A 21,135-nucleotide genomic window follows, 5' to 3' on the forward strand; every position below is an offset into this window, starting at 1 on the left:
CCGATTTATTGACGACCTCTCCACACTCCCTGATACTGGCTTTACGCTATTCTCTTCTGAGTAAACGATGAAAACTAAGTTCGCTTGTCTCCTTATTGGCTTTCTGTGCTCTGCAGGTAATGCTCAACCATTAGATACTTTTCGTTCACTCAATCATTTAGATAACTACGGCAATCTTGATCTACGTAACAAACCCTATACTGCTCTGCCGGATGGCTTCAAGCTGAAAGGCAACCTCAACATCAGTAATACGCAAATTCAACGCCTACCAAAAGATCTTGATGTACAGGGTAATTTAGAAGCATCAAACAGTGCGCTAAGACAAATACAAAAAGGCACGAATATTAAGGGGTACGCGAATCTATTCGGTTCAAAAATCACTCGTTGGCCAAAAGGAATCCGCGTTGGTGGCTATATTAACTTGGCGGATACGCCTCTCACTAAGCTGCCAAATCGCCTACGTGTAAAAGGGGATTTGAGTCTCATTCGAACGCCAATACAGCAGCTACCTGAGGGTATCGTAATTGATGGTGACCTATACATCGGTGGCTCTGCTATTACTACTTTTCCTAAAACAATGACGGTTAAAGGCAACATATTTCTTGGCGGCAACCGTATCACTCAATGGCCAGACAACCTCACATTAGGTGGCGCTGTCGCTCGTTAACTGACTGTTCGTTCAACTTTTTATCATGCTGTGATCTAACATTCATTTTTGTCTTGCAAAATCAGTACACTCCTCGCTGTCGTTTTGCCTTTATTGGCTTTGAAATGACAGCTTGATTTCTACGCACCTTAATAAGTATTACTTGATCATGCTGTCATGTTAGTTATGGATAGCTGTAAATGAACAACAATATTAAACCAACCACTCGTCCTATCATTCCCTGTGAACACCCAAGTTTATTAATGCGATTGAATTTGTTTAAAGAGAATCTGATTCGATTAAAACACAAGAAAAGCCGCTATAAGACCAATGACACCGCGATCAAAACACTCTTTTCCGACACGACCGAACTCAAACATCAATGCGAATCTTTAGTTCAATACGTTGCCGAAGCTTTTGAACACTATGCTTTGTGGGATTACACTCACGCCTATTACCCAGGAAGACCAAGCCAACAATCCGCAAGGGTTGATGCGATGGAAGGTTGCAGTAGAGTTATTCCTACCCTCGCGGCATGGATTCATCAAAATGAAACCAAAAGCATTCCCTCACTAAGCCAAAATGGCAAAGCATTAGATGTTACCCATTGGCTAAAGCAAGCATTTCTCGCAGGGACATCCCCCTCTCATCCAGGTTATTGGGGGAAGCTCGGTAACTACGACCAACGTATTTGTGAAAGTGCAGATTTAGCATTGGCGTTATGGTTAAGCCGACAGTACGTGTGGGATACCTTTAATGAAAGTGAAAAGCAGCAAGTCGTTAACTGGTTCCAGCAAGTGAATGATTGCCAAACTGTCGATAACAATTGGCATCTATTTCCTTTGACAGTACAACTGGTCATTAAAGCTTTAACTGGTAATGACCATGTTCAACAAGAGCGGTACACACGAACCAAAGAATTTTATGTGGGAGAGGGATGGTTCCGTGATGGCGCTAAAGGTAATTTTGATTTTTACAATGCGTGGGGATTTCACTACTCACTCTACTGGTTAGATCAAATCGATCCTGAATTCGACCCTGAATTTATTCGAACCACAATGCGCGAGTTCTCTAACTCTTATCTGCATTTATTTACACCAAAAGGCTTGCCTCTGTTTGGTCGAAGTGCGTGCTATCGCCTTTCTGTCTCGGCACCTTTACTCGCCTCCCTTGATAGCCCACCTGAAGAGGGTAATACGCTGTGCGTGGGACAAGTAAAACGAGCATTTCGTACCAGCCTAGACTACTTCATCGCAAACGGCGCCCTAGAGTATGGTTCACCAACGCAAGGTGTGTTCGCTGATGATGCTCGCCTTGTCGATAACTACAGTGGTCCAGCAAGCAGTTTTTGGTCGTTAAGAGCATTGAATGTCGCTATTTATTGCGGTGATCGTATCGGGCTATGGGATGCAGAGGAAGCACCATTACCTATTGAACAAGCGGACTATCAATTCAAAATTGAAAGCATCAACGCACTTGTTATTGGCACTCAAGAAACTCAAGAAGTCGTAGTGATCTTCCAAGACGACTACACGCAAGAGCAAGACCCAATAAGTCGCCGCTTAGAGTCTCAATCACGAGCTAAAAAACTGTTGGAGGTATGCTCGGGTCGAGCAGAAAGACCAAAAAACAACTTACTCCGTAAAGGATTGACTTGTTATAGCTCCAAAATGAATCACTTATTCTAAGAGCACTGATTGCTAAAAATAATCGGCTGTGACAAGTGCCTGTCCCTACAAGACTATCCTACAAGACTGTCCTTGTTACGGTGTCTGTCCCGATAAGTCTTCTGCCGATAAGTTTTCTACTAGGTGTTTGAGCCAGATAACAAAAAAGGGATGCCTCAGCATCCCTTTTGAATTTCATATTAATAAACAGCTATCGATTTAAGCTTGATTTCGAACTGGATTCGCATAGCTCTGAATAAGGTAGCTATGTGCCCCTTCTGGTAGTTGAAGCAATTTATCAGTCAATGCTTGCTTAACATCTGAATCGACACTTTCATCGCCTGCTGCCAGCTGATTAATTGGGAACAATTTATAGTTAGTATGAATTTGACGGTCAATCTCTTTCGCAAGTAAATCTGGCGTTTCAAACTGCTGATCAATCACTTCACCAAAGGCAACATGTACTCGGCCTTTGTCACCGATGATACCTTGAATAATGCTATCGATATCTTCGAATTCACCTTTTTCGTAGGTACCATTCGTTGCCTTTTCGTATAGTTCGCGCGCTTTAGCGGTATCACACGGATCATTTTCATATGAAATCGAAACAGGTACGATTTTTAAAGACTGAGTATATTCGCCAAATGATAGTTTCTGCTTACGGCCTTCAACGTTAAACATTTTAAGAATAGCTGGATCGGTGAAATCATTGCCATCTTTAGCACGACCTTCTTTTTGCGCAATCCAGATAGAGTTCCCCGTATCCAACGAGTGTTTAATATACGCAGATAACGTTCCGAGAGCCTTCATCATCTCACGCGGACCTTTTGCTGAGCGTTTTACAATAAAGCTTTTGTTCAGTTTCATTAGCTCTGTTGCACACGGTTTCTTCAACAAGTTATCACCGATCGCAATACGTACTGTATTGTGACCATGTTGAAATAAGCCGTAATTCACCAATGCAGGATCCATAGCGATATCACGATGATTAGAAATGAACAAATAGGCACTCTTGGCATCGAGTTTATCTAGGCCACTATAAGTAACACCTTTCGTTGTCGACAATACTGTTTGTCTTAAGTACTTTTTCACTTCAAGCTGAATCGCTTCAACGCTAGTTAATTTTGACCACTTAAGCTTAAGATATACTTTCACCATTGGCGTCATCAACGCTTTAAACCAAGGTGCGTGACTTGAAAAACGGTGATGAAGAATCGCATTAATGAATTCTTCATCATTAATCAATCGGTCAATTGCCGCAGGGATTTCGTCATCATTGTAAGGACGAATTTCTACAAAAGGATCAGTGTTATCAGTCATGTTCCGGTTCATTCGATAAAAAGCTCGCCTATTCTACTCATAGAACTCCAACTTCGCAGCTATACTCTTCATAGAATTGTGAAGGTCAGACCAGAATCATTAAAGCATTTACGGAGGAATTGCGTTCTCTAAGTGGCTTTTTGAGAGGATTAACGTTAACCTTAGCGCCCCGCAACAAACGAGATATTTCGACTTCATGCATTACGCTATTTCTCATCAAGTACAACATTATTCCTTTCTCTCAACAACACCGAGAAAAAAAGTGTTAAAGCATATGCTATTGAGAGTTGACCAAGGTTTAGCTTTACTCAAACTTGGCAAAACCGAGTATGCAGTCGAAGCGGGACAAACTGTCTGGATTCCTTTCGATTCTTTATGCTCACTGACGTTCTTTCCAAATACGCATATTCAACGTATCGAAGTATCCAGTCGAGTAACATCAAGGCTGCCAAAACAAGGCGGTTTTGTACAATTGAATGAGTTGTGTACCGCTTTACTTAATCGCTTAGGTGAGCAGCAACAAGCTCATGAGAAAACGGTCCCTATGTTGGCAGTTTTCAAGCAAGAACTGAGTCTTCTTGCTCCTGAGCTCAATGAAAGTGAAATGACCCAAGCTATTAATCACTGGAAAGTGGATGTGAAATCGACGCTCTCTTCAGAAGTTCAGCTTGTGTTGAAAATGCGTGAAGCCGGTAAACGTATGCTCTCAGGGCAAAAACAGGCTCAAGTGGTGGCTGATTTGTTCGGCAACCAAATGGAAGCCTATTTGCAACTTCGCAGCGCGTTACTCGGCGAATAAAGGCAATATCCCCCAGATAACCTTGGCCTAATAACTTCGCACTAACTATCAAAATAAGTGGTGAAGATAAGTTATTAGGCTAAGCGTATAAAACTAAGGACATTTGGCTAGGTAGATTCAAAGATGAGTTAGCTTGAATATCTAATTAGCATCGCGCTATCTTTAGCCAGTATTTTTAATGAAATACGGCCTAAATCAGGTTGATAAGTGATTCCAGACAAAAGATCATGCCAAGTATCATTGGTTGTGATTTCAACACTTTGAGAACGCACAGACTTATTCATCGCAACCCAACCATCATCTCCCCGGCTAAACACGAGCAAGTCATCATTCGCTTCTTTAACTTTCATGGCTTTACCATGCATCAAGTTGTGAAACATGACTCGAGAGACCATTCGTGAATCCCGCCATGTATCTTTCCAACGAGGTTCCCCTTCTGTGCTTAGAATACCACTGGTATCTAGGTCGGTATAAATCAATGGAACGCCACCATCACGCCCAAGGATGAAAGTATTCGCCAGCCATTCAGACTCTTCATCCATCACCAAATCAGAAAACACCCGATTATTCGGAATATCGTGGGTAATGCTAAAGGTAAGCGCGCGGGATTCTGACAAAGCCAAACCATAGTGATAAGGGTCAATCAACGCAGTAAAACTGCCCTGTGTTTGAAGTGCATCATACAGCGTTTTAAATAACGGAAAATCATACGCACCCAACTGTGTCTTAGCTAAAAATGGTTGGAGAAATAACTCATATTCTGGTTTGCTGGCTCCGCCATCAGTGATAATTTCACCAAAAATATGAACATTTTCACAAATATCTTTCGTCCAAACCTGCTGCAAATGCTCGATTGTCATATGCTTGGCAGCATCAATCCTAAAGCCAGTCACACCCAGTTGTTTCATCGCCAACAAATACTCTTTTTGCTGCCCTATCACATTCGTGTTTGCGGCTAAAGTTGGCAGACCAATGTCCACAGGGCTGCCGGTCAGACGACCAAACTGTACTTGCCATTTATCTCGCCAATCTTCAATAGGAAAAGCGGCGACAAAATCGAGATGAGTAAATAGTGGTTGTGAAAGATCGCCAAATAATCGAATAGATTGGTAATAGTCATGTTGCTGCTGATAGCGTTGTAAATCCTCATCACTAGGGTATTGTAGATTAGAACGCGCATCGGCTTCGTTTTCCATATGATTAAACACCACATCGATATAGAGTCGAATCCCTCTCTCTTTTAGAGTCGAGATCATCGCAACAAAATCGTGAGTGTCACCTAACTGATTGTCAATGACACGATAATCTTGTGGTTGATAACGTTGCCACCAACAAGTTCCTTGAGGACACTTTTTTGATTTCATTGGAGAGGAAACAAGTACTGATTTATACCCTGCTCGATCGATTGCTTCTGCTCGTTGCGCCACCAGCGTATACGGCCAATCAAAAGCATGCAGTATCACATCCGTGCTCTGCGCTGTTAACATTCTTTCTGCCTCGTTCCCTAATTTACTATTCCATTTCACGCGATCTAGTCCATGCAACGCTCTTAATAAGCGCGCTCAAACGGAATTTGCTTTTTAATATCCATTGCGTTACCCCATTCGCATCGAATATATCGAGCGCGAGAGAGGTAGCATATCAGCCTATACGACAAAAGATAGTTTGAGATCGACTGCTCAACATTATAGATAAGGAGCCACTATACTTTCGGCTGATCAAGTGGCTAGCAAAGCATGATTTCATGATATGAGGCATACTTTGAATGATGGAGGGAAAATGAACAACATTCGTATTGATATCGTTTCTGATATTGTCTGTCCTTGGTGCGTTATCGGTTATAAGCGATTAGAGCGAGTACTGAATTCACACAGTTCCCACATCAAAGCCGACATTCACTGGCATCCATTTGAACTCAATCCTGCTATGCCTATACAAGGGCAAAATCTACGCGAACATTTAGCCGAAAAATATGACACAACACGAGAAGCAAGCACGCTAGCCAGAAAGACTTTGACCCAATTAGGCCAAGAGGTCGATTTCGAGTTTCAATTTTTTGATGAAATGCGAATTTTCAACACCAGAAAAGCTCACCAACTGCTGCTATGGGCCCAAGATCAAGATAAACAATCTTTGCTCATGACTTTGCTATTTCAAGCCTATTTCACTCAAAGACAAGACATCAGTAACCCCGAGACGCTAATAGGATTAGCACAAAGTATTGGTCTTGATCTGGATACTGCGCAGCACGTTCTATTGGATGAAAGCTGGGCAAACACTGTTTTAGCAACGGAAAGACAATGGCTAGACGCTGGCATTCAAGCGGTGCCAGCTTTTATCCTCAACCAAAAACATCTAATTTCAGGAGCTCAAACTGAAGCGATCTTAACCCGTGCCATTTGCGAGATTACAAAACAAGAAAGCTGGCCAAAATGACCAGCTTTCATCAAAAATAGAAATCGCCTAACTTTGCTCGGCTTTAACGGTGATTGAAGTCCCTTACTTTACGCAAATTACTTTTCACAAATTACTTTCCACAGAATTATTTTCCGCGAAGCTTTCCAACGACAGCAACAGCGGCTACCACCAATAAGCCAGCAACAAGGCCAATCAACCCGTTAAGTAATGATGGGAACAAGGCTTTGGCCAATGAAATATTTGGAATATTCATGATCACAGGTTCAACCCAGTGATGAATTGCCGGAACATTGTGCACGACAATCCCCCCACCAACTAAGAACATCGCAATGGTACCGACCACAGCAAGACATTTCATCAACTTAGGCGCAAAGCTAATTAAGCCGCGACCAATAGCAGAAAAAATTCCTTTGCCATTTGAACGTCGTTCCAGATAAAACCCTAAATCATCCAATTTAACTATCCCTGCAACTAAGCCATACACGCCAATTGTCATGACTACCGCGATCAAACTCACGACCATAATTTGCGTTGCCATGAATTGGCCCTGCACCGTCCCTAATGCGATAACAATAATCTCTGCCGATAAAATAAAATCGGTTCTTATCGCTCCGGCTATTTTTTGTTTTTCATATTCCTCAATTGGCAAGTCACTTGGAGGTGCGTCATCATGTACTTCATGGGAATGAGGGAAGAGTTTTTCGAGGATTTTTTCTGCCCCTTCAAAACATAAAAATAGCCCACCGAGCAACAACAGCGGCATGATCAGCCAAGGCGCAACCGAGCTAATAATCAACGCAGCAGGAACCAGAATCAATTTGTTGCGAAATGAACCCTTAGCAACGCTCCAAACCACGGGTATTTCACGCTCTGCTGCAACACCAGAAACTTGTTGAGCATTCAGTGCTAAGTCATCGCCCAATACACCCGCCGTTTTCTTAGCGGCTACCTTTGACATTAATGCGACATCATCGAGCACACTCGCAATGTCATCTAAAAGGGTTAATAAACTTGCGCCAGCCATAAGAAGCTCTCTTACTGATGAATATTTGATTGATGTAAGAAAATGTAACAGTGATTGAATAAATCTCAAGGCAAAAAGTCAATTTTAACCAAGGATTTACTTGTAATTCTTAATTCCAATTGCGCTTGCGACAGCAGCGTTCTATTCTTTTGCTTCTTATTACAAAGACAAAGGCACACATAATGAGCAGTTCTAATGCCTACCCTATTGGAATCGCGGGAATGAAATGGAACGATACTGATCGCCAAGCATGGCGCGATTCAACATCGATTAAGCGAGAATATCAGCAAGAAGTCGTACCAAAAATCGAAGCACTACGTGCGCGTTTTGATGTTGAGCAGTACGGTGCACTTTCTTATGATGAAAACCGCTTTCCGCTTTTTTGTATCAAGACCAAAACATGGGATGCCAATAAGCCTATCGTATTGATCACGGGTGGTGTCCATGGTTATGAAACCAGCGGCGTTCACGGTGCACTTCAATTTGCCGATACGCAAGCTGAGAAGTATGCACAATATTTCAATATCATCATTGCGCCATGTGTGAGCCCTTGGGGTTATGAAACCATCAATCGTTGGAACCCACTTGCACTCGATCCTAACCGTTCTTTCTATGCCGATTCTCCAGCCGAAGAGTCTGCAAATATTATTAAACTGGTTAAGAGCTTAGACCAAGACGTGTTTATCCATTTCGACCTGCATGAAACGACTGACACCGATGAAACAGAGTTTCGACCAGCGCTATCTGCAAGAGATGGTATTGAGTATGTTCCAGGTACCATTCCAGATGGGTTTTACACCGTCGGTGATACAGATAATCCACAACTTGAATTTCAAGCCGCAGTGATTGAATCTGTTCGTCAAGTCACTCATATCGCCCCTGCCGATGAGCACGGCCAGTTGATTGGATCCGACATGGTTCAAGATGGTGTCATCCTTTACCCTATGGATGCTCTGGGCTTATGTGGCGGTGTAACGACTTGTGTATATGGCACAACGACAGAAGTTTACCCAGACAGCCCTACAGTGACTGATGGCGAATGTAACGATGCACAGGTGGCAGCAATTGTTGGTGGCCTAGATTACGTTCTGAGTGTGACTGAACGCACGTAACACCTACTGCTACTCAAGATTAAAAAGAAAACAGCAACTCATTTGAATTGCTGTTTTTATTAAGTAGCATTAAAAGCTACGATATCAAAAGCTATAAATAGAGCCTGCGAAGTTCTTTCTTATCCACTTTGCCTACACTGGTCTTCGCTATTTCTTCAACGAACTTAACTTTCAATAGCAATGCTTCTCTGGCGAGAATACCTTTGCTAATGAAATCTTTTGAAAAGCCAAGCAGTTCTTTTTCCGTGACTTGCATTCCCTCTTTAAGCGTGACAAGCGCAAGAGGTACTTCTCCCCACTTATTGTGAGGCATACCGATAACTGCGACTTCAGAAACTGTTTGATGTTGATGAAGAATGTCTTCAAGTTCCAGAGAACTCACCCATTCACCGGAGATTTTGATCATATCTTTAACCCGGTCGGTGATCTTAATAACCCCATCACTATCAATCGTCGCAACATCGCCTGTATGTAAATAACCTCCACGCCATAGCGCTTTAGAATTCTTGTTATCTTTGTAGTAACTAGGCGTTAACCATGGTGCACGAACGACTATCTCACCGCTTGTTTCACCATCATGCGCGAGTTTATTCATATCTTCATCAACAATATGAGCCTCTACCATCGCAACTTTCTTACCCGTCTTAGAACGATATTCCGCTTGTTGATCGAGTTCAAGTTCCAAGTATTCTGGGGTCAATTGTACGATAGAAAGAATTGGGCCACTTTCACTCATCCCATATCCGGCAAATACATCAATATCGCGTTCCAATGCTGATTTACATAACGCTTTAGGTAGAGCTGCCCCACCAATAACCACTTTCCAGCGTGAGAAATCCACTGACTTAGATTTAGGTGAGCTTAGCAGCAAATGTAAAATCGTCGGCACACAGTGCGAAAACGTCACTTGTTCTTGTTCAATCAGATTAAGCAGAACATCTGGGATATACTTGCCTGGGTAAACTTGTTTAACCCCAAGCATGGTTGCCATATAGGGTAGCCCCCACGCATGTACGTGGAACATTGGCGTTATTGGCATATAGATATCGTCTTGATGAAGTCTGCCTTGGACTGCATTTGTTCCAAGTGTACTCAGGATGCCAAGTGTGTGTAGAACTAATTGACGATGCGTAAAGAAAACCCCTTTAGGCATGCCCGTTGTACCTGTGGTGTAAAAGGTTGTCGCCACCGTATTTTCATCAAACTCAGGAAAGTCGAACTGTGCTGTTTCTTGCTCTAAAAGCTGTTCGTACTCACATTCTCCCTCATCACGCAACACAACATATTGAGTGACGGTATCAATACGGCCTTTAATCTGATCCAGAATAGGCAGAAACTCTTCATGGATGAGTAGGATGTCATCTTCTGCATGATCAATGGTATAAAGAATTTGTTCTGGGGACAGGCGCACGTTGATCATATGCAACTTCGCACCAATCATTGGAATAGCAAAATAACACTCCAAATAACGATGTGAATCGTAATCCATAACGGCAACCGTATCGCCTTTTTTTACCCCCATTTTTGTCAAAGCATTAGCAAATTTCTTCACTCGTTCATGGAATGTTTTATAGCTATGACGGCGATGGTTTGCGTAGACGATCTCTTGTTCAGGATTGAAAGCCACTGGAGAAAAAAGCAGATTTTTAATTAGCAACTGGTAGTTAGATGGTTCATTAACGTATTGGTTCATATAGATTCTTCGTTATTTTTGTATTTGATTTTCAAAAAGCTCGCTCTACGTTTAACGAGCTTCATTTTGCTCTAAAGTGAACGATTCTTCTGTTCATCGCAATTAGGTTAGATCCCAACTGTTAAGCGGGTAAAGTTTTTTAATTTTAACACCAATCGGCAAGGGTCACCTTTAAAAGACCAAATTGACGATTGCATCGAGTAAAGAGCCTAAAAGTTGCGCTCAAACATGGTTATTTGTAACAGGTCGTAACGCATTAGAGCAGTAAACACTATTAGCTAGAGCGCCGAATATGGCGTCTTTCCTAGGGAAGTGGGAGTTTAACGGGTTACTCGCATTCATTTTGTTCACTAGAAAAATTTAACTATTGAGTAGACTGGATTGTTATCGCGGGAATATACTGCACGTCCTGTTTTAACGTTAGGAATACTTTGTGGACCCCAACTCTAGTCGATTGTGTACACCCTTACTGGCATTATGTTACCAAGGGAGGACACAGCAATGATTGAGCCCATTCTTACCCTTCTATTCGGCATTTTCTTCATCTTAGCTATTATTGCGCTAAACGGTTATTTCGTTGCCCAAGAATTTGCTTATATGGCCGTCGACCGAGCAAAACTCGCAACCTTAGCAGCCGCTGGCGATGAAGCAGCAAAACGCGCTCTCGCAGTAACAAAACGTACTAGCTTTATGCTATCTGGTGCCCAGCTAGGGATTACAGTGACTGGCCTCGTATTGGGTTTTGTCGCGGAACCTCTCGTCGGACAATCGATGGGCGTTCTATTACAGACCTTTGGCTTATCACTTGAAGCTGGTATCGCAATTGGTACTGTTATCACTCTCGCCATTGCCATGGTTGTGCAAATGATTATGGGTGAGCTTTACCCTAAAAACCTTGCGATTGCGAACGCTGAGCCAATGTCTCGAATGATGTCTCGCTCAACTCTGCTTTATATGTCTATGTTTGGCTGGATCATCAGCTTTTTCGACAAATCCGCTAACCTCCTTCTTCGCGCTGTTCGTATCGAACCTGTGCATGATCTCGATGTGAGTGCTTCAGAGGAAGACTTACATCACATCATCGCCAACTCACGCGATAGCGGTGATTTACCTGTCGAACTGTCACTGATGATGGATCGTATTCTTGATTTCCCAGAGCGCGATGTAGAACACGCTATGGTGCCTCGTTCGCAAGTGGATTGGGTTGAACCAGAAACCACATTGACAGAGCTCTTATCGCTCATGGCTCAGGCGCACACTCGCTACCCTGTAATCAATGATGATGACGCTCCAGTCGGTGTAGTTCATTTATCGGATGTGCTAGCGCGAATAGATGCTGGAAATGCTGATGATACCGTCGCGGCAGTGATGCGTCCTGCGACTGTCCTACCAACTCTTATGCGATTGCCTGATGCACTTGATCAACTGGTCACTTCAACCAATCAACTTGCCTGTGTTATCGATGAGTACGGCGGTTTTGCTGGCGTGCTAACCATTGAAGATCTAGCGATGGAAATCGTTGGTGAAATCACCGACGAGCATGATGAAGATAACGGCGATGCTGTTGTGTCTGAAAGCGGTAATGTTTGGTTGATGGAAGGCGATGTCCATATTGATGAAGTCGAGCGTGCAATTGGCTATGACCTGCCGCGTGGTGATGTAGAAACGATTGCAGGAATGCTGATTGCCGAACGTGGTGCGCTTCCAGCAGAGGGCGATACAGTGATTATTGCGCTTCCGATCGATCCATCAGAACTTGCTTCGGGTGAGCCGATAATGCGACACCTCGAGGTTGATGTGTTACGTATTGAGCGACATGTACCTACCGAGGTGCGTGTAAAACTGGTAGAGCAAGCTATCGTGGAGGATGAAGCATGACCGATCCTTTGATTGTTACCCTAGTAACAACAGCTCTAATTATATTGAGTGGTTTTTTCGTCATCATCGAATTTGCTTTGATGGGTGCTCGCCGACACCGACTTGAAGAGATCGCTGTTGAAAGTGCGTCAGCGCGAGCTGCGCTGCGTGGTATGAATGACTTAACACTAATGTTGGCTGGTGCCCAATTAGGTATCACGTTCTGTACGTTTGCGTTGGGTGCGGTAACTAAGCCTGCTGTCGATCTTTGGGTTGGCCCTGTATTTCTTGCTATGGGCTTGCCTTATTGGGCTGCTGATGCTGCAGCATTTGGTTTTGCGCTATTTGTTGTCACGTTCTTACACTTAGTCGTTGGTGAAATGGCGCCAAAATCTTGGTCCATTGCGCATCCAGAAAAATCAGCGTTGGCAATTGGTATCATTGCTCGAGCTTACGTTTGGCCGCTACGTCCACTGCTAAACTGGATCAACAGCATTGCTAACCGCTTAGTAAAAGCATCAGGTGTAGAACCAGTGGAAAGCGCAGCTGTCGGCGGACAAGATGTTGATACTATTCGTCAATTAGTTGAACACTCTGGCAAAGTAGGGACGCTAAATCCGAGCACTCAAAAGCAACTATCTGGTCTAATCGACTTGAGCTCAATCCCGGTTGAAACCTTGGTCACTGAAGGCCAGGTAATGGCTCATGTAGACAAGAACGCAACAGTCGCCGATGTGCGTGCTGCCGCGATGGAATCAGGACATTTACGTATTCTTGTATACGGAAAAAGCGGCCTGAAGCCATTGGTCGTTCATGTTCGTGACACGTTACTGGAGCCAGCAGATAAACCAGCAAGAGAAGTCGCGCGCAATGCGTACGTGCTTAATTCAGAAACTCCTGTCTATGAAGCCCTTGCCCGTATGCGTAAAGCTAGCGTTCAATTAGCGGTAGTGAGTAAGAACGGAAAAATGGTGGGGGTTGTCACCCTCGCGGATATTTTAAAACGAGTTCTTCCAACAACTGTGACTGGATAACGTTCGCTATCACAATGCACCTACTTCAAATTCGAAATTGATGCTTAAAACACAAAACGCCACATATCCTGTGGCGTTTTTTATTTCTAATCTTTTGCGACAATTTTTTACAAGGACAGTCGCTACAACTGGTTTAGAACAGACGACTTAGAAAAGACTGTTACTGTAAGACGTCACACACTTTTTCGCTTTTTCGCTTTTTCGCTTTTTCACTTTTTAAAAGGACACACACTATAAAGTAAGCAAAGTATGGATTGCTGTTAACTCTGTTGTAAGTTGGAATCTTCAATCTTGCTGTTGTTTGTAGTCTATTTATGCTGAATGAACAAAGCACAACAACCGAAATTCAAAGATGACGACAGCCAGAAAACAGCAAATCTCAGTCGATGTAACACCGTATTACCATTGCGTTTCTCGCTGCGTTAGACGTAGTTTTTTATGTGGTGTTAATCCGTTAACTGAACAAAATTACGAGCATCGTCGTGACTGGATAGAACAAAAAATATATGCGCTATCTCAAGTCTACTGCATTGATATCTGCGCTTACGCAATCATGAGTAATCACTATCATTTGGTTGTGCACATCAATAGAGACAAAGCATTAGCTCTGTCCAATCACGAAATCATTGAGCGCTGGCAACAAAACCATAAACTTCCAGTTATAATAGAACGTTGGTTAAGCGGACAATTGGCCTCCGATACAGAAAAAGAAGCGTGTATAGCGATAATCGATTCTTGGCGCTCACGCTTGTGGAACCTAAGTTGGTATATGAAAGAGCTCAACTTTGATATCGCTTGCCAAGCCAATCGGGAAGATGAGTGTCGAGGGCACTTTTGGGAGAGTCGTTTTAAAAGCCAAGCTTTGCTGGATGAACAGGCTTTAATCGCTGCGATGGCTTATGTCGACTTAAATCCATTGAGAGCGGGTGTAGCTGCAACACCTGAAGCATCAGTGTTCACTTCTATTCGGGCGAGATTAGAGGCCTTAAACCATCAGCAAGAAACTGCGCCTTGTCTTCACCCATTCATCGATAACCTAACCAATGACAAACGAGACGGTATCCCATTTCGCTTAATGGATTATATTGAATTGGTTGACTGGACTGCGCGCCAATATCGAGAGGGAAAAGCTTGTTTAAACATCACGTCACCACCAATCTTACAACGGCTCAATATAAACCAAAGTAATTGGCTGAAAGCTTGCTCTGAATTGGAAAAGCATCGAAGTTCTGCTGTGGGCTGCATTCAGGATCTAAGAGCAGTTAAAAATGCTTTAAATAAAAAACGGATACATCTATTTCGTTTGGATGGATGAACGACTTATCACCGATTTACATCTAAACATAAATCTTTTTAAGAACGATACACCGGTTTCTGTATCTCTACCCTCGGGTTGTTATTAACCAACACTCCCCGCTTTATCGCAATACAGACAAGTTTGCACTTATGCCCCAAAATCCATACTTTCAAAGCAAGTCATTTTATAAATAAGCATAACGCCATCTCCTTATCTCTCTTTATCATGTCTGTCCTTATTAAACACTTATTAAACAGTCAATATTCACATCCACTTGCAGTGACTGTCCTTGAAAAACAGTTCTGGAAGTTCTTGTGCCTGTCCCGAATGCTTGAATACTTTTTGTCCTTGTAAGGCAACAGTTAGTTATATCAACTTGTTCTTATATTGTTCTGGTGTCTGTCCCGAATATTTTTTGAACATAGCGATGAACGGACTGGCTTGGTTATAACCTAATGTGAACGCGACTTCTTTCACTGAGTGGCCTTTACGTAGCAGCTCCATGGAGTATAGATAACGAACTCTTAAGCGCCACTCAGTAAAGCTCATGCCCAATTCACTCTGACAATGGCGAGCCAAAGTGCGCTCGGTAGTATGAACTCGCTCAGCCCACTGAGCGAGACTCGTGTTATCTGTCGGATTCTCTTCAACGGCTGTCAAAATAGAAGATAAATACTTGTGATTACTCGATGGTAAAAAGTGATGTTGAGTATCACGAGTGGCCAGTTGGTCAAGCATTACTTGCGCCAATCGCTTGTCTGGATCAGTTTGGGCAACGTTTATCTTTCGGCGACGAAAATCATCAACAATAGCTGAAGCAATATGCGTCACCTTAATTAAGCTTGTATAGTCTGGAAAGCTATGAGTCATATCAAGTGCAATGTTCAATGAACAGTAAGATAAGGGTTTACGATTATAGCTAGTGTGCATTACGCCTGGTGGTACCCAAATCGCTAGATGAGGAGGAGCAAGAAAACGCGTACCTTCGGCCTCCATCTCTAAAATTCCGCCACTGATGAGTTGAACTTGCCCCCATGGATGACAGTGCATTCGAGTTTCTGTGTTCGATAGGAATGCTTCAAAATTCATAAACACATCTGATGGCGCTTTATCGATTGATAAGGATGGATGAAGGTGTTTCGCTGATTTCCTCAAACTTGTCTTCCTATAGCGCCTAATGTCTTTCCAGAGATATCTACAATTATATAGACCTGTCACACTACGCGCCATTGAGAATATTGCGACGAGGCTCACATGATCTATCTATTGCCATTAATTACCGTTTTTATTTGGGGCGGTAATATTGTTATTAATAAAATGGCATCGGAAGTCATTGAACCGAGCGCGATGAGCTTTTATCGCTGGTTGATTGCAATTGTGATTTTGACCCCATTTTGTCTACCTAAAGTGATCCGTCGTTGGGCTTCAATTAAACCATACTTAGGTAAACTGGCGTTCTTGGCTCTATTGGGCATGGCGCTCAACCAATCACTTGGTTATTACGCTGCGCTCACAACCTCTGCCTCTAACATGTCTCTCATTAGCTCGCTTGTGCCACTAATGAGTGTATTTCTTAGTGTCCCTTTACTCGGCAAATCGATTTCAAAACTCAGCATCATTGGTGGGGTTTTATCACTCACTGGATTAGCATATATGCTTGGCCAAGGTGATATTGCATTCTTTATGCATCAAGAAATCACCCAAGGTGACATAATGATCCTAATTGCATCTGCGCTTTATGCCACTTACTGCGTTTTATTAAAACGCTGGAAAATGCCGTTATCAAGTTGGACGCTTGTCTATACGCAAGGTTCATTTGCTTTACTGATGCTAACCCCTCTTTGGTTAACTAGCGATCAGCTCTTACCGACCGAGGCTTCTATCCCTATGATCGGCTATGCTTCGCTTGCCGCATCAGTCATTGCCCCTTGGTTATGGATTCGTTCTATTGATGCCATTGGCGCTGACTCAAGTGCTATGTTCATGAACTTGCTGCCCGTCGTAGCGGTTTCTTTGGCAGCGACACTATTAGGCGAAACAGTACATAGTTACCACTTGATTGGTGGGTTGATGGTGATTACTGGGGTAATCTTGTCGCAAATTAAAACGTCTCGTAAGCCTATCACTCCTATTCCTCATCCTGATAGCATCTAATAAACTGAAGCCGCAGCAGTATTGGCTGACTGCGTTTTCGATTTTCATGAATAAAGAGTACAAAAAAAATACGCCGACAATATTCCACTGTCGGCGTATTTTTCATTTAAATATTGATGAAGATCTACCTGTAGCCCAAATTACGAGACCACTTCTAAATCCGTTTCAGGAATACAGCAGCAAGCGAGAACCATTCCTTTCACGCGATTTTGATCAGACAATCCTGGCACATCAGGCTGATGTACACGTCCCGATTCAACAATGACATGACATGCACCACAAAGACCAGCGCGACAGCTATATGCGATAGCCACACCCGCTTTTTCTGCTTGTTCTAACAGAGTACTTTGATTGTCTCCAACAAAAACCTGACCATTAACACTTAACTGCACCGCTTTGTGAGGTTTGATCATTAAGCCACTCACGCCAAACGCTTCTTGATGATAGTTTTCTTCAGGTAATCCTTTTTTCAGTAGCAAATTTTTGGCTTTCTGCATAAAACCATCAGGGCCACACACGAAAACTTGGCGCTCTTCCGCTCGTTGAATCTGTTTAATATGCGCGAATGTTAAACGCCCCTTTAAACCAAACCAATCTGCAGGAGCTTGGCTCAATGAAATTATTACTTTCAAACCAGCATGTTGCTTTTTCAATTCCTGCAACTCTTGATGACAGGGAATATCTTCCACGCAGCTGCATTGGTGATAGAACACCGTATCATGCAGTTGCCCCTTGTCAGCAAGAAACCTTAGCATGGAGAGCATTGGTGTAATGCCACTCCCAGCCGAAAGTAACAGCAATGGTTGATCGTGCTTATCAGCTAAATGAAATGAACCATCAGGAGTGTCACAATCAAGCGCGTCGCCTACATTTAAGTTATCCACCAGCCAATTCGAAACACGGCCACCATCAATACGTTTTACGGAAATAGCTAAGCGCCCAGGTCGAGAGGGACTGGAAGAAAGTGTGTACCGACGAGCAACCGTCTCTTCTCCCATTTCAACGCTAATCGGTAAGTGCTGGCCCGGTTGATAAACCGGTGTATCCCCATGCTGAGGCTCTAACCAAAAAGTAATGAAATCACGCGCGATTTCTTCTCGCTCTACACAAGTCATAGTGAGTTTTGAGGGCGATTGATCTTCGTAATGCTCTTTATGTTTATACTCTAAAACAACGACTTCATCACCTTGACGAATCATCCCCTCATTTTTTGCGACTAAATTCTGTCCAAAAAATACGCCGCCACGTTCATTTGCTCGAAACTGAGATAAGGTATTTAATGGCTCTTTCGTTTCTCGAAACTCACCTTTATCAACATCAACCGTCGTCAAAATACAACGTTCACAAGGTTTCACAAACTCGAACTCCACTTCACCAATTCGAACTCGCTTCCAGCTATCTTCAATAAAAGGCTCATCACCAGAAACCACTAAGTTCGGTCGAAATTGATCCATTACATGATGCTCTGGGCTACGTCGATTTAACTCTTCCAACGAAGCTTCGCTGATCATCAACATAGGATAACCATCTGCAAAGCTTACATTGTGACCCACTTTCTCTCGGATTCGATTCGACTGCTCGCCGGTAAACAACAGTTCCACTCGCTGGCCTAATACATCACTAAACCAATCATCCGCCTCATCAGTGGTGGTATAAGCAATAAAAGTATCATTGAATACTGTAGCATTCGATTCTTGTAATTTGAAATCGCTATAACGAATACGCAGAGGTGTTTTATTTGCGGCCGTAAAAATCAGTCCATCTGGAGTTAGGTTAGATTTGATGGTGACCATTTCTGGATGTTTTCTTGCTGTCACCATATAGCCATCAGCTTTCGCGACCATAAAGCGACGGTCGAACATCAAACCTTGTTTTTCAACCCAAACGGTAGACATTGAAATACCGCCGACTGATTTCACTGGAAATACGTTTATTTTTGATAATGTTGATGCTGACATTACATTCCCTAACTCATTGTAATTATGTTGTGATGATAAAAGATCCATTACTAAATTTCGAACACTTATCCAACAATCCCGCTCGTTACCCGGATGTGAATTAGAAAAGTCACCAATCGAGTACAAAAGGGGGTGAAATATAACCCCGTTTGCTCTATCATCCTGTCGCCTAAGCGCAAGCGTTTGCTTTTGGATAAAAACCTTGCTTTAGGCTCCAATCAGAATAACTAACTTATGGTGGGAGCTTTCAATGACAACATTTACTATCACTCGTCCGGACGACTGGCATGTGCATCTTCGTGATGGTGAGGTACTTAAAGATACCGTTCGTGATATTAGCCGTTACAATGGACGTGCGCTTATCATGCCAAATACGGTCCCACCGGTTACCGATACCGAGCTTGCCCTAGCCTATCGCGAACGCATTATGGCGGAACAGCCAAGTGCACAGTTTGAGCCTTTAATGGCACTTTACCTAACTGATAACACCACATCTGATGAAATCCGCAAAGCCAAAGCCTCTGGCAAGATATTTGCGGCAAAACTATACCCAGCTGGCGCAACCACCAACTCTGACTCAGGTGTAACATCTGCGAAAAACATCTATCACGTACTAGAAGCAATGCAAGAAGTCGGAATGCTGCTGCTTATCCACGGTGAAGTGACTACGCACGATGTCGACATTTTTGACCGAGAAAAAACATTCTTAGATACAGTTCTTGCTCCTATCGTGAATGATTTCCCGAACTTAAAAATTGTTCTAGAACACATCACAACGGCTGAAGCAGCTCAGTTTGTAAAAAATGCAGGTGACAACGTTGGCGCAACAATCACGGCTCACCACTTAATGTACAACCGTAACCACATGCTTGTGGGCGGAATTAAGCCACATTTCTACTGCTTACCGATTCTAAAACGCAATACTCATCAACTTGCGCTCATTGAAGCCGCGACCAGTGGTAGTAAAAAATTCTTCCTCGGAACAGATTCAGCTCCTCACGCAAAAGATAAAAAAGAAGCGGCGTGTGGCTGTGCTGGGTCTTACACAGCTCATGCTGCATTAGAGCTATACGCTGAAGTGTTTGAACAAGCGGGTAAACTAGAAAACTTAGAAGCATTTGCGAGCCACAATGGCCCTGATTTCTATGGTTTGCCTCGCAACAGTGATACTGTGACTTTATCGAAAGAAGAGTGGGCAGTTGCTGCTGATATGCCTTTTGGTCATGATGTCGTTGTGCCAATTCGCGGTGGTGAAAACATCTCTTGGACAGTGCGCTAAATTCAAACCTGACGGTTGATTAGTTACTATTGATGAGCAACTAGTGATTCTAGAAATCCACTTTATTGGTCATTACAATTCAGACTGAGACCGTAGATAGCAAAAAGCCGACGTTATATATTAAGTCGGCTTTTTAATTTCATCACGCTTTGCGGCGCACTTTAATCATTATTTGAAGCCACTAAACGAATTCGAACTTACCTTTCATGATTGCCCAGTGACCAGGGAATGAACAGAAGAATGAGTAATCACCACCTGGAGTCAAACCTTCGGTAGAAAACGTCACTGTGGTGCTTTCACCACCGCCGATGATTTTCGATGCGCCATACACACGCTCATCACCCACTTTCACATAATTATTATCAATACCGGCGCTCATGCCATCCGTCGCAACGCCCTGAACATTTGCTGTATCTGTAATCACCACATTATGGCCCATAGACGTCGCCGCCAATTTCCCAGTATGATTTAAAGTAATGCTGACCTCTTTACATGTTGCTGGCACTTTAATTTCATTGGTGGAAAATTGCATCATATCGTTCGCTTCTATAGTCACATCACAGCTCTCGCTTGCTTGTGCCCCAAATGTCGCACCTAATAACGCGCCAAATGCCATTAAAAGACGTAGTTTCATATTCCCTATCTCCCTTAGTAATCATTTTTATTAATATCTATGCTGTACATTATCTAAGCGCTGATTCTGAGTAAACCCACAAAGAAGCTACAAATCTGCGAAAGTAACGAAAAAGTTAAATTTTGAGAGATAACAACAAGCGATTACCGATATTGACACGCAGGGAATTCAAAACTAGTAGCAAAAGTCGAAGTCACAGCAACAATAGGCTCTGCTAGCTTTGGGCGCTTATTTTCTAAGCAA

The 21,135-nt window shown here is 43.0% G+C and carries 17 protein-coding genes; 10 read left to right on the forward strand and 7 right to left on the reverse strand.

Features of this window, described 5'->3' with window-relative positions; all coding sequences use genetic code 11:
* Nucleotides 1-67 precede the first annotated feature (67 nt).
* On the forward strand, nucleotides 68-667 hold the full coding sequence (locus DZ860_RS15930; RefSeq protein ID WP_120033223.1) for a hypothetical protein: 600 nt from the start codon (nucleotides 68-70) through the stop codon (nucleotides 665-667).
* Between the two features lie 179 nt (nucleotides 668-846).
* Nucleotides 847-2,334: a DUF2264 domain-containing protein gene (locus DZ860_RS15935; protein ID WP_120033226.1), complete on the forward strand. Its 1,488-nt coding sequence runs from the start codon at nucleotides 847-849 to the stop codon at nucleotides 2,332-2,334.
* Nucleotides 2,335-2,532: 198 nt separating this feature from the next.
* Here DZ860_RS15935 and DZ860_RS15940 read toward each other — a convergent pair whose 3' ends face one another.
* A complete protein-coding gene (locus DZ860_RS15940) occupies nucleotides 2,533-3,633 on the reverse strand; it encodes a 1-acyl-sn-glycerol-3-phosphate acyltransferase (RefSeq protein ID WP_120033229.1) in 1,101 nt (366 codons plus the stop codon).
* A 274-nt stretch (nucleotides 3,634-3,907) separates the two neighbouring features.
* Here DZ860_RS15940 and DZ860_RS15945 point away from each other — a divergent pair, with 274 nt between their 5' ends.
* Nucleotides 3,908-4,432 (forward strand): AraC family transcriptional regulator, encoded by a 525-nt coding sequence (locus DZ860_RS15945; protein ID WP_243641871.1) that lies wholly within the window; start codon nucleotides 3,908-3,910, stop codon nucleotides 4,430-4,432.
* Between the two features lie 128 nt (nucleotides 4,433-4,560).
* Here DZ860_RS15945 and DZ860_RS15950 read toward each other — a convergent pair whose 3' ends face one another.
* Nucleotides 4,561-5,919: an alpha-amylase family protein gene (locus tag DZ860_RS15950; RefSeq protein ID WP_120033233.1), complete on the reverse strand. Its 1,359-nt coding sequence runs from the start codon at nucleotides 5,917-5,919 to the stop codon at nucleotides 4,561-4,563.
* 292 nt (nucleotides 5,920-6,211) lie between these two features.
* Here DZ860_RS15950 and DZ860_RS15955 point away from each other — a divergent pair, with 292 nt between their 5' ends.
* On the forward strand, nucleotides 6,212-6,868 hold the full coding sequence (locus DZ860_RS15955) for a DsbA family oxidoreductase (protein WP_120033235.1): 657 nt from the start codon (nucleotides 6,212-6,214) through the stop codon (nucleotides 6,866-6,868).
* 106 nt (nucleotides 6,869-6,974) lie between these two features.
* Here the strand turns inward: DZ860_RS15955 and DZ860_RS15960 are convergent, their stop codons facing one another.
* Nucleotides 6,975-7,874 carry a DUF808 domain-containing protein gene (locus DZ860_RS15960; RefSeq protein ID WP_120033238.1) on the reverse strand — a complete coding sequence of 300 codons (900 nt, stop codon included), beginning with the start codon at nucleotides 7,872-7,874 and terminating at the stop codon, nucleotides 6,975-6,977.
* A gap of 182 nt (nucleotides 7,875-8,056) precedes the next feature.
* Here DZ860_RS15960 and DZ860_RS15965 point away from each other — a divergent pair, with 182 nt between their 5' ends.
* Nucleotides 8,057-8,986, forward strand: a complete 930-nt coding sequence (locus tag DZ860_RS15965; RefSeq protein ID WP_120033241.1) for a M14 family metallopeptidase — start codon at nucleotides 8,057-8,059, stop codon at nucleotides 8,984-8,986.
* 91 nt (nucleotides 8,987-9,077) lie between these two features.
* Here DZ860_RS15965 and DZ860_RS15970 read toward each other — a convergent pair whose 3' ends face one another.
* Complete coding sequence (locus DZ860_RS15970) at nucleotides 9,078-10,679, reverse strand: long-chain fatty acid--CoA ligase (protein WP_120033244.1); 1,602 nt, start codon at nucleotides 10,677-10,679, stop codon at nucleotides 9,078-9,080.
* Between the two features lie 501 nt (nucleotides 10,680-11,180).
* Between DZ860_RS15970 and DZ860_RS15975 the strand changes: the two genes are divergently transcribed.
* From DZ860_RS15975 to DZ860_RS15985, 3 genes are all read left to right on the forward strand, one after another.
* A complete protein-coding gene (locus DZ860_RS15975) occupies nucleotides 11,181-12,557 on the forward strand; it encodes a hemolysin family protein (protein ID WP_120033247.1) in 1,377 nt (458 codons plus the stop codon).
* Entirely contained in the window at nucleotides 12,554-13,570 is a 1,017-nt protein-coding gene (locus DZ860_RS15980) for a CNNM domain-containing protein (RefSeq protein ID WP_120033250.1), read from the forward strand. The genes DZ860_RS15975 and DZ860_RS15980 overlap by 4 nt, the downstream gene beginning before the upstream one ends.
* 352 nt (nucleotides 13,571-13,922) lie before the next feature.
* Entirely contained in the window at nucleotides 13,923-14,885 is a 963-nt protein-coding gene (locus DZ860_RS15985; protein WP_207890646.1) for a transposase, read from the forward strand.
* Nucleotides 14,886-15,233: 348 nt separating this feature from the next.
* On the opposite strand, the gene DZ860_RS15990 is transcribed toward DZ860_RS15985, so the two are convergent.
* Nucleotides 15,234-15,956 carry an AraC family transcriptional regulator gene (locus DZ860_RS15990; RefSeq protein ID WP_439333152.1) on the reverse strand — a complete coding sequence of 241 codons (723 nt, stop codon included), beginning with the start codon at nucleotides 15,954-15,956 and terminating at the stop codon, nucleotides 15,234-15,236.
* Nucleotides 15,957-16,121: 165 nt separating this feature from the next.
* Between DZ860_RS15990 and DZ860_RS15995 the strand changes: the two genes are divergently transcribed.
* Entirely contained in the window at nucleotides 16,122-17,021 is a 900-nt protein-coding gene (locus DZ860_RS15995) for a DMT family transporter (RefSeq protein WP_120033256.1), read from the forward strand.
* A 140-nt stretch (nucleotides 17,022-17,161) separates the two neighbouring features.
* Here DZ860_RS15995 and DZ860_RS16000 read toward each other — a convergent pair whose 3' ends face one another.
* Nucleotides 17,162-18,979 carry a hybrid-cluster NAD(P)-dependent oxidoreductase gene (locus tag DZ860_RS16000; RefSeq protein WP_120033339.1) on the reverse strand — a complete coding sequence of 606 codons (1,818 nt, stop codon included), beginning with the start codon at nucleotides 18,977-18,979 and terminating at the stop codon, nucleotides 17,162-17,164.
* A gap of 250 nt (nucleotides 18,980-19,229) precedes the next feature.
* Here DZ860_RS16000 and pyrC point away from each other — a divergent pair, with 250 nt between their 5' ends.
* Nucleotides 19,230-20,258 carry a dihydroorotase gene (gene pyrC / locus DZ860_RS16005; RefSeq protein ID WP_120033260.1) on the forward strand — a complete coding sequence of 343 codons (1,029 nt, stop codon included), beginning with the start codon at nucleotides 19,230-19,232 and terminating at the stop codon, nucleotides 20,256-20,258.
* Nucleotides 20,259-20,439: 181 nt separating this feature from the next.
* Here pyrC and azu read toward each other — a convergent pair whose 3' ends face one another.
* Nucleotides 20,440-20,892, reverse strand: coding sequence for an azurin (azu, locus tag DZ860_RS16010; protein WP_120033263.1), 453 nt, complete (start codon nucleotides 20,890-20,892; stop codon nucleotides 20,440-20,442).
* Nucleotides 20,893-21,135: the final 243 nt, after the last annotated feature.

The organism is Vibrio sinensis, assembly GCF_003605645.1.
Classification (GTDB): Bacteria; Pseudomonadota; Gammaproteobacteria; order Enterobacterales; family Vibrionaceae; genus Vibrio; species Vibrio sinensis.